Origin of the sequence: Amycolatopsis sp. NPDC051716 (assembly GCF_040681595.1) — a bacterium.
Taxonomy (GTDB): domain Bacteria; phylum Actinomycetota; class Actinomycetes; order Mycobacteriales; family Pseudonocardiaceae; genus Amycolatopsis.
Genome location: NZ_JBFAZA010000078.1, coordinates 1 through 8,427, shown reverse-complemented (window position 1 = coordinate 8,427; position 8,427 = coordinate 1). Strand labels below are relative to the sequence as shown.

Sequence of the window (8,427 nt, the reverse complement as noted above, 5' to 3'; positions counted from 1 at the left end):
GCTAGTGTCGCGCGTCGCAAGTTGTTTGACGTCCGGGAAGAGCGCCCCAATGTGGCCTTGGTTGCGTTGAACGCACCCAAGGCGGCCTTCGGTGCGTTCAACGCACCGAAGGCCACATTGGGGCGCTCTTCCCGGACGTCAAACAACTTGCGACGCGCGACACTAGTTGTCCCGCCGGTGCCGGCCGCGCCTCGGCGCCGCGATCGCGGCGAGGCGGGTCGCCAGGTCGCCGCGGCGTTCCCGGCGGGCGTACTCCAGCAGCGCCTGCGCTTGATCCCGCGGCAGCCAGCCGCGGTCCGCGCCCGCCTCCAGGCGGAGCAGGTGGGTCACCAGCTCGCGCGACTCCTCGTCGTGCTCGCTCGCGCGCTCCGCGAACCGGCCGGCCGCCTCGGCCTCTCCGTCGCACCACGCCGTCATCGCCAGCAGCGTCGCCGTGGCCGTCATGATGTCGCCGCGGTGGACGCCACCCTCCGCCGCCAGGTGCTCCGCCAGCTGGAAGCTGCGCGTGCCGACGCCCCCGGCCCCCTCGCGGCGCACCGCGTCCGCGAGTGCCCGGATCTGCCGCGTGACATAGTCCCCGCCCGACAACCCCGCCATGTCGTCCCCTCTGCCGCGCACGCCAATTCGTGCGTCACCCGACAGGTGTACTCCATCCGGGGCTGGATACGTCGAACGCCCCACCGGTTTCGACCGAACGGTCGGGAATTCAGCCCGATCGTCCCGGTTCCGCCCGCCGATGGGACATGTAGACCGCCGCCGAAGTGCGCCGCTCGACGCCGAGCTTGTGCAGCACCGACGACACGTAGTTCTTCACCGTCTTCTCGGCCAGGAACAGCCGCTCGGCGATCTGCCGGTTGGTCAGGCCCTCCGCCACCAGGTCCAGGACCCGGCGCTCCTGCGGGCTCAGCTGCTCGTACCGCGGGTCCGGCGCCGCGACGTTCTCGCCGCGCAGCTTGTTCATCACCGACGCGGTGAGCGTGGCGTCCAGCAGCGAGCCGCCGGCGGCGACCGTGCGGACGGCCTCGATCAGCGACCGGCCGGACACCTGCTTGAGCATGTACCCGGCCGCGCCCGCCATGATCGCGCCGAACAGCGCTTCGTCGTCCGAATAGGACGTCAGCATCAGGCAGGCCGGCGGCGGGTCCACGGTGGACCGGATCTCGCGGCACACCGCCACGCCCTCGCCGTCGGGCAGCCGGACGTCGAGGACGGCCACGTCCGGGCGCGCCTGCGGGATCCGCACCAGCGCCTCGGCCGCCGTCCCCGCCTCCCCGACCACCTCGATGTCGGCTTCGGGCTCGAAGACGGTCTTCAGCCCGGTCCGGACCAGCTCGTGGTCGTCCAGCAGGAACACCGCGATCGTCATCGTGCTCTCCCCTGCCCGCCGGTCATCGCCGGCAGCTCTGCCGTCCATTCCAGCCGCGACCCGCCGTCCTTGCCCGCCGCCAGCACGCAGTGGCCGCCCCACCGGGCCGCCCGGGAAGCGAGGTTGGCCAGGCCGCTGATCCGGCCCGCCTCCGGCGGCGGGCCACTCCCGTCGTCGCGCACCACCAGCGTCAGCTGGCGGCCGAGCCGGCCGTGCTGGTTGACGGTGACCTCGACCGACGACGACTTCGCGCCGGCGTGCCGGGCGACGTTCGTCAGCGCCTCGCGCAGCGACGCGATCAGATCGGACCGGACCGCGTCCGGCACCGCGGCGTCCAGCGGCCCGTCGAAGCCGACGCGCGGCTCGAAGCCGAGCGCGTCCCGGGCGTCCACGGCCACCCGCAGCAGTTCGGCGCGGAGGCTGCCCTGGGCCTGCGCGGGCGCCTGCAGCGAAAAGATGCTGTTGCGGATCTCCCGGATGGTGCCGTCGAGGTCCTGGGCGAACCCGGCCACGCGCGCGGCGACCCCGGCGTCGGCGATCAGCCTGCTCACGCCCTCCAGCCCGAGCCCGGTCGCGAACAGCCGCTGGATCACCAGGTCGTGCAGGTCGCGGGCGATCCGGTCGCGGTCGGAGAACACCGCCAGCTGCTGGCGCGCCTCCTGCGCGCGGGAGAACTCGACGGCGAGCGCGGCGTGCCCGGCGAAGGTCTCGGCCAGCTGGACGTCGGAGTCGGTGAACGGCGAGCGGTCGCGGAACTTCGCGACCACCAGCACTCCGAGGGTCTCCTCGCCGACGATCAGCGGCACCGAGATCGCCGAGTCCAGGTCCTTGATCATCGCGGGCATCGGCCCGTCGTGATCGCGCTGTTGCTCCTGCACGCGTTCGCCGTAGTCGCGCACCACGACCGGGTGCCGGGTGGTGAACGCCATCCCGGTGGCGGTGCCCTCGGTCGGCACGGTCAGGCCGATCAGGCGGTCGGCGTCCTCGCCCGGCGGCTCGACGACGTCGAACACGAGCCGGCCGGGCCCGTCGGGCCGCGCGATCGCCCCGGCCGTCCCGCCGGCGACGACGCGGGCGCGTTCGGCGACCAGCCGCAGCGTGTCCCGCAGGTTCTGGGCGGCGAGCAGGGCGCGGGTGACGTCGTAGGAGGCCTCGAGCCAGCGTTCGCGGCGGCGCATCTGGTCGACGAGCAGGGCTTTCTCGACGGCCATCCCGGTGGCCGCGGTGAGCGCGCCGAGCACCTCGCGTTCGCGCCGGCCGAATTCGCCGCCGTCGCCGGGCTCGATGGTCAAGGTCCCGAACGTCTGCGTTCCGGCGCGGACCGGCAGCTCGACCGCGCCGGCGCCGAGCGCGCCCCGGCCGTACTCGGCGATCCCGCCGTCGGTCAGGGCCAAGCGGGCGCGCGAGGCGCCCAGCAGCTCGGCCGCCGCCGTCACCGCGCGGTCCAGCAACGCGGGCAGCTCCAGCTCGCGGGCGACGCCGCCCACCGCGGCCAGGATCGCCGGCATGCTGATTTCGTCCGCCACTTCCCGTCGACCCCGCTGGCTCCGCTGGTATCCCGGGCTTGCCCCGGGCGGTCAAGGGTCCCACAGGCCACTGCCCGTGTCGGCCCAATCCGGTTCGTCCATCCGGTGGGTCGATGCCGGGAGCCGGTCCGTTACGGCGTTCGGGGAATCACTCCGCGTGGCAGGCGATGCGGTGACCGCTGATGGTCTCCGCGGGGACGCGCAGGAACCGGTGGCTCGGGCGGGCGGGCGCCGGGCACGGGCAGGTGCGCTCGCCGAGGTCGACGGCACCGGACTCGGTGGCGCGGCCCAGCAGGCTGACGTACCAGCCGGCGCCGAGGTCGGCGGCGAACTCGTCGGCTTCGAACGCGACGACGGCGTCACGCGCGCCCGCGTACAAGGGACTGCCGGGCGGGACGGCGAACACCACGGCGTCGTCGACGACCGTGAAGCGCACCGGACGCACCGCCGGCATGGCCCGGTGGGTGTAGATCACCCGTCCGAGGCTCGCCGTCCGGAGCAAGGCGAGGCACTGCTGCCGGTCGAGCAGCAGCCCGAAGCCCACGTCGTCCACCATCGCGTCCCTGTGTTTCTCCTGTGAAAATCCCCGGCCACCAGCGTGATCGGTTCACCCGGTCCGCCGATAGGGCCGTTCGGCCCGGCTCCCCGGCGGCGGCGGCCACGCACATCGCGCCGCTTCCGGCCAGGGCCGGAAGACCCGGTTCGGGACGGCCGGGCGGCCGGTGTGGCGGCCACGCGGAGTGACCTAGCGTCGTGACCGTCCGTTGCCGGAAACCGCAGGAAAAGGGGGTGAGGGCCGATGCCGCCGCACTCCGCCGAGGGTGGTCCCACGCCCACGGCGACGTTCTCCCTCGACCCGGCGCTCGTCCGGTCGGCGGTGCAGGGCAACCGCGCCGCGGTGGCCGGGCTGCTGCGCGCGCTGCGGCCGATCGTCTTCCGCTACTGCCTGGGCCGGCTGCGCACGTGGCAGGACGGTTCGTCGGACGCCGAGGACTGCGCCCAGGACGTGCTGCTCGCGATCGTGCGCGCGCTGCCGGGGTACCGGCACCCGCCCGACGGCTTTCTGCCGTTCGTCTTCGGCATCGCCGCGCACAAGGTGTCCGACTTCCACCGCCGCCGGGCACGCGACCGCACCAGCCCGGTCGCCGAACTCCCGGCCGGCCTGTCGGGCGGCGCGGACCCGACGGGCGAGGAGGTCCAGCGCGCCGCGGCGCTCGACTGGTCCTCCGGGCTGCTCGACACGCTTCCGCCGCGCCAGCGCGAAATCCTGGTCCTGCGCATCATCCTCGGCATGACGGCGGAGGAGACGGCCGCCGCGGTCGGCCTCGGCAGCGCCGGCGCGGTCCGCGTCGCCCAGCACCGCGCCCTGGCGACCCTGCGGCGCAGCCTGCTCGACCACCGGGAAGCCGCTTCCTGACGCGCGTGCTGCGGTGTCTCCGCCGCTGATCGTGGTCGTCAGTCGCCGGTGGACACCCCTGGTCCACTCACGGCGTAGCGGGCGGCGATGGTGCGCACGGCCTCGTCGACCACCTCGGCGACGCGTCCGGCACTCACCTCCCAGCCCGGCACCAGGAGCGTCGGCCAGAAGACGTAGTTGGAGATCATGCCCAGGAACTGGGTGGCCGCGAGGTCCACGTCCTCGACCCGCACCGTTCCCGCCTCGTGTTCGGCCAGGAGGTAGCTGCGGACGGACTCGAAGTAGGGCATCTTCCCGTGCGAGAACTGCGCATGGGCCAGCTCGGGGAACCGCGGCAGCTCGGCGATGACGATCCTGAACAGGTCGGTCATCCGGGCCCGGCCCAGCAGCTCGGCGTACCGGCGGCCGATGGTGCCGAGCCCGTCGACGACGTTGCCCGCCGGCGGCGGTTCCTGCTCGTCGGCGGTCGACCAGGACTCGGTCACGATGGCGTCGAACAAGGCGGCTTTGGTCGGGAACTGCTTGAACAAGGTGGCCCGCGAAACGCCCGAGCGCTCGGCGATCCGCGCCAGCGACGTCCGGTCGTAGCCCAGCTCGAGGAACAGGGCGGTCGCGGCCGTCACGATCAGCGCGCGCTTCTCCTGGGCGACGCGCTGGTGATACGTCGGCACGACCTCGCTCATGGACCGAGCATACGAGGTGAGTGGCTTGACTCGCCACTCACGCCGACCTAGTGTCGAGGGCATGGTGAGTCGACCGGCTCACCACTGGGAAGGAAAATCAATGCCCCGCTTCGACAACCAGACCGTGCTCGTGACCGGCGGGACCGGCGGCCAGGGCTCGAGCCACGTGCGCGCCTTCCACGCGGAGGGGGCGAACGTGGTGATCGGTGGCACCGACGCGGAACGCGGCGCGGCCCTTGCCGGCGAACTCGGGACTCGCGTTCGCTTCGCCCGTCTCGATGTCACCGACGAGAGCTCGTGGTCCGCCGCCGTGCTGGCCGCCGAGAGCGCCTTCGGTGCCTTGAACGTGCTCGTCAACAACGCGGGCGTGCAGAACCCGCCCGCGGCCATCGAAAACACGGACCGGGCCACGTGGTCGCGCATCCTCGACGTCAACCTCACCGGGACCTTCCTCGGCATCAAGACGGCAGCCCCGGCTCTGCGCCGCGCGGCAGGAGGAGCCATCGTCAACATCGCCTCGACCATGGCCCTGGGCGGCACGGCGCACTACGCGCCCTACGTCGCCAGCAAGTGGGCGCTGCGAGGCCTCACCCGAACGGCCGCCCTCGAGCTCGGCCGCGACCACATCCGGGTCAACAGCATCCACCCCGGCGTGATCTCGACCCCGTTCATCCACGAACCCGCAGCGGGCGCGGCCGCGCCGATCGCCGACTTCTACTCACCCGAGCCGTTCGCCATCCCCCGGCTCGGCGAACCGGCCGACGTCACCCGGCTGCTCCTGTTCCTGACGTCATCGGAGGCCACGTTCATCACGGGGTCGGAGTACGTCATCGACGGTGGGCTCCTCCTCGGCCCCGCCCTTCAGGCCGAGACCGCCATGAGCCCGGCAACCTCACCGACCGACCGGTGATTCACGGCGCCATTCAGCCATTTCACGGCAATTCCCGACTATCCGCCCTGCCGCGCGCATTCCCCAGGCCTCACCGAGGGATACGGACGCCGGTTCACTTCGGTTCAAAGTTTTTTCCGCGAGTTCCGCACGCCGCACAGATCCCCAGGTCAGACCCCTCTTCCGCTACGGAAACACGACCCCGGCCTGACGGTTCGTAGCGGCGAAAAGAACTTCTTGCCCGGTGTCAAACGCCCGTGTAGGTTCCATAACGGAACGATAACCAGCCGGTTGACGGCGCGGCCACGGGCAGGTGACCGCGCACCCACTGATGTCGGGTCAGTGGACCAGCCGGGCGTCGTTCCTGCCGACACATCCCGCAAGAACCCCGCCTGATCGGGTCGAGCCTGGGCTCGTCCCGGCTCAGTGTCGCGCGTTCCCGCCAGCCCGACACCCCGGAGGATTTTTCCCATGTCCCGCACCCAAGGACGGCATCGCCTTTCCCGCCGGACGAAGATCGCGACCGGCGGCCTCGCCCTCGCGATCGCGGTCGGCGGCATCGTCGTAGCGACGACCACCGGCAACACCGGTGAAGCCAGCGCCGACGAAGCGAACCCCGCGTTCTTCGTCGACATCCTGAAGGTGAAGCCGAACCAGTTCGACCCGCGCCCGGTCAGCGGCGCCGCGACCGGCACGTTCACCGTCGACTGTGGCCGCAACGAAAACCAGCACTTCAACCCGGACAACTTCATCGCCCAGCCCGGCGTCCGCAACGGCGCCCAGCACCTGCACGACTACGTCGGCAACCTGTCGACGAACGCCGACTCGAACAACAAGAGCCTGGTCAAGTCCGGAACCACCTGCCGCAACGGCGACAAGTCCGCCTACTTCTGGCCCGTGGTCCGCATCGACACCGGCGAAGAGGAGAAGAACGAGCCCGCCAAGGTGCCCGACGGCGACCGGGCGCAGGCCGACCGCGAGGCGAAGACCGTCCAGGTCGCGTGCCCGGACGTCGCCAGCAAGCTGACCGACATCCCGGACCAGGCCATGGCCGAAGTGGACAGCAACCTCGACCAGCTCGACACGCAGGCCGACGAGGCCAACCAGCGCATCGCCGCGACGCAGGGCCAGGGCGGCCAGGACTTCGTGCGCAACGCGATCCTGAACCCGCTGAAGGACCGCCGCAGCGCGATCATCGACCGGATCGCCATCGCGATCGGCCGGTTCACGCAGAAGCCGGGCAACCTCGGCGAGCTCGCGCCGTGCGCGACGAAGCCGGGCAAGGACACCGGAACGCCGACACCGCCGCCGAGCACCACGGCCGGCGGGGCGTTGCCCGGACAGGACGAGAACAACGAGCTGCCCGGCAACGACGGCAAGATCCTGCGGCCGCAGCGCGTGCAGATCACCTTCCGCGGCAGCCCGGTCGGCAAGGTGGTGGCGATGCCGCGCTTCCTGCGCGTGCTCTACGGCGACGCGAAGGTCTCGACCAACGGGCCCGCCAACGCCAAGGCGAGCTGGACGTGCACCGGGTTCGAGAACCGCGTCACCGACAGGTACCCGATCTGCCCCGACGGCAGCAAGGTCAAGCGGATCCACACGTTCCCGAGCTGCTGGGACGGCAAGAACACCGACAGCACCAACCACCGCACCCACATCGTATTCCCGGACCAGTCCGGCCGGTGCGGCAACGGGTTCAAGGCGGTGCCGCAGCTGCAGATCTCGCTGACCTACGACATCCCGCACGACATCCAGGTCAAGAAGCAGTACAAAGTGGACGCTTTCCCGCAGGAGAAGCACAACCCGGGTTCCGACCACGACGACTTCGCCAACGTGATGTCGCAGCGGATCATGAACGGCCTGGTGAACTGCGTGAACCGCGGCCGGACCTGCCGGGCGTGACCCGGAACCGGCGGCGCACCCGGGGATGGTGCGCCGCCGGTTCCGCGCGCGACAATGGCCGGCATGGTCACCGGCGACGAAGTGCGCGCGTTCGCTTCCACCCTCCCCCGCGCCTACGAGGCACTCGTGCGCGACCGGATCAAGTTCCGGGTGGGCCAGCTCGTGTTCGTGGCGCTGTCGGCGGACGAGACCCTGATGGGCTTCGCCTTTCCCCGCGAGCAGCGCGACGCGCTGATCGCGGCGGAACCGGCCAAGTTCCTGCCGCCCGAGCCGGCGGACCTGCGCTTCCGATGGGTCCGTTGCCGCCTCGCGGCGATCGACACCGGCGAGATGCGGGAGCTGGTCGTCGAAGCTTGGCGGATGTGCGTGCCGAAGAAGGTCTGGACCGCTTATCTGGAGACCCACCCGCTCTGACGACGTGATCGATCGACCGCGAAGGCCTCTTCGCCGGCACCGCCGGTGAGGAGGCCTTCGTCGTCGGGGTCCCAGCACACCTCGCGCACCAGCCGCCGGACTCTGCGGAACGCCTAGTGTCGCGCGTCGCAAGTTGTTTGACGTCCGGGAAGAGCGCCCCAATGTGGCCTTCGGTGCGGTTTTAGGAAACAAAGCCACCTTTGGGGGGGCGGGGGCCCGGGCGCGGTGAC

The 8,427-nt window shown here is 71.4% G+C and carries 9 protein-coding genes; 4 read left to right on the top strand and 5 right to left on the bottom strand.

Going from position 1 to position 8,427, the window contains the following annotated elements:
- Positions 1-162: 162 nt before the first annotated feature.
- From AB0M30_RS47150 to AB0M30_RS47135, 4 genes are all read right to left on the bottom strand, one after another.
- Positions 163-597 (bottom strand): hypothetical protein, encoded by a 435-nt coding sequence (locus AB0M30_RS47150; RefSeq protein WP_364599172.1) that lies wholly within the window; start codon positions 595-597, stop codon positions 163-165.
- A 109-nt stretch (positions 598-706) separates the two neighbouring features.
- The gene (locus tag AB0M30_RS47145) at positions 707-1,366 is read right to left on the bottom strand and encodes a response regulator transcription factor (protein ID WP_103339067.1); all 660 of its coding nucleotides are present in this window, start codon (positions 1,364-1,366) and stop codon (positions 707-709) included.
- A complete protein-coding gene (locus tag AB0M30_RS47140; protein ID WP_364599175.1) occupies positions 1,363-2,874 on the bottom strand; it encodes a GAF domain-containing protein in 1,512 nt (503 codons plus the stop codon). Before AB0M30_RS47140 ends, AB0M30_RS47145 begins: the two co-directional genes overlap by 4 nt.
- 166 nt (positions 2,875-3,040) lie before the next feature.
- On the bottom strand, positions 3,041-3,448 hold the full coding sequence (locus AB0M30_RS47135; RefSeq protein ID WP_364599169.1) for a pyridoxamine 5'-phosphate oxidase family protein: 408 nt from the start codon (positions 3,446-3,448) through the stop codon (positions 3,041-3,043).
- A gap of 243 nt (positions 3,449-3,691) precedes the next feature.
- Between AB0M30_RS47135 and AB0M30_RS47130 the strand changes: the two genes are divergently transcribed.
- Positions 3,692-4,309: a sigma-70 family RNA polymerase sigma factor gene (locus tag AB0M30_RS47130; RefSeq protein WP_364599166.1), complete on the top strand. Its 618-nt coding sequence runs from the start codon at positions 3,692-3,694 to the stop codon at positions 4,307-4,309.
- 38 nt (positions 4,310-4,347) lie between these two features.
- Here the strand turns inward: AB0M30_RS47130 and AB0M30_RS47125 are convergent, their stop codons facing one another.
- Positions 4,348-4,992 (bottom strand): TetR/AcrR family transcriptional regulator, encoded by a 645-nt coding sequence (locus AB0M30_RS47125; protein ID WP_364599164.1) that lies wholly within the window; start codon positions 4,990-4,992, stop codon positions 4,348-4,350.
- A gap of 100 nt (positions 4,993-5,092) precedes the next feature.
- On the opposite strand from AB0M30_RS47125, the gene AB0M30_RS47120 reads away from it, so the two are divergent.
- From AB0M30_RS47120 to AB0M30_RS47110, 3 genes are all read left to right on the top strand, one after another.
- The gene (locus AB0M30_RS47120) at positions 5,093-5,902 is read left to right on the top strand and encodes an SDR family oxidoreductase (RefSeq protein ID WP_364599162.1); all 810 of its coding nucleotides are present in this window, start codon (positions 5,093-5,095) and stop codon (positions 5,900-5,902) included.
- 450 nt (positions 5,903-6,352) lie between these two features.
- The gene (locus AB0M30_RS47115) at positions 6,353-7,783 is read left to right on the top strand and encodes a DUF1996 domain-containing protein (RefSeq protein WP_364599159.1); all 1,431 of its coding nucleotides are present in this window, start codon (positions 6,353-6,355) and stop codon (positions 7,781-7,783) included.
- A gap of 63 nt (positions 7,784-7,846) precedes the next feature.
- A complete protein-coding gene (locus AB0M30_RS47110; RefSeq protein ID WP_364599156.1) occupies positions 7,847-8,197 on the top strand; it encodes an MmcQ/YjbR family DNA-binding protein in 351 nt (116 codons plus the stop codon).
- Positions 8,198-8,427: the final 230 nt, after the last annotated feature.

Excerpts from the sequence above, each read along its gene's own strand:
- AB0M30_RS47120 (WP_364599162.1), top strand. The coding sequence starts at position 5,093 with ATGCCCCGCTTCGACAACCAGACCGTGCTCGTGACCGGCGGGACCGGC.
- AB0M30_RS47130 (WP_364599166.1), top strand. The coding sequence starts at position 3,692 with ATGCCGCCGCACTCCGCCGAGGGTGGTCCCACGCCCACGGCGACGTTC.
- AB0M30_RS47135 (WP_364599169.1), bottom strand. The coding sequence starts at position 3,448 with ATGGTGGACGACGTGGGCTTCGGGCTGCTGCTCGACCGGCAGCAGTGC.
- AB0M30_RS47140 (WP_364599175.1), bottom strand. The coding sequence starts at position 2,874 with ATGCCGGCGATCCTGGCCGCGGTGGGCGGCGTCGCCCGCGAGCTGGAG.
- AB0M30_RS47115 (WP_364599159.1), top strand. The coding sequence starts at position 6,353 with ATGTCCCGCACCCAAGGACGGCATCGCCTTTCCCGCCGGACGAAGATC.
- AB0M30_RS47125 (WP_364599164.1), bottom strand. The coding sequence starts at position 4,992 with ATGAGCGAGGTCGTGCCGACGTATCACCAGCGCGTCGCCCAGGAGAAG.
- AB0M30_RS47150 (WP_364599172.1), bottom strand. The coding sequence starts at position 597 with ATGGCGGGGTTGTCGGGCGGGGACTATGTCACGCGGCAGATCCGGGCA.
- AB0M30_RS47145 (WP_103339067.1), bottom strand. The coding sequence starts at position 1,366 with ATGACGATCGCGGTGTTCCTGCTGGACGACCACGAGCTGGTCCGGACC.
- AB0M30_RS47110 (WP_364599156.1), top strand. The coding sequence starts at position 7,847 with ATGGTCACCGGCGACGAAGTGCGCGCGTTCGCTTCCACCCTCCCCCGC.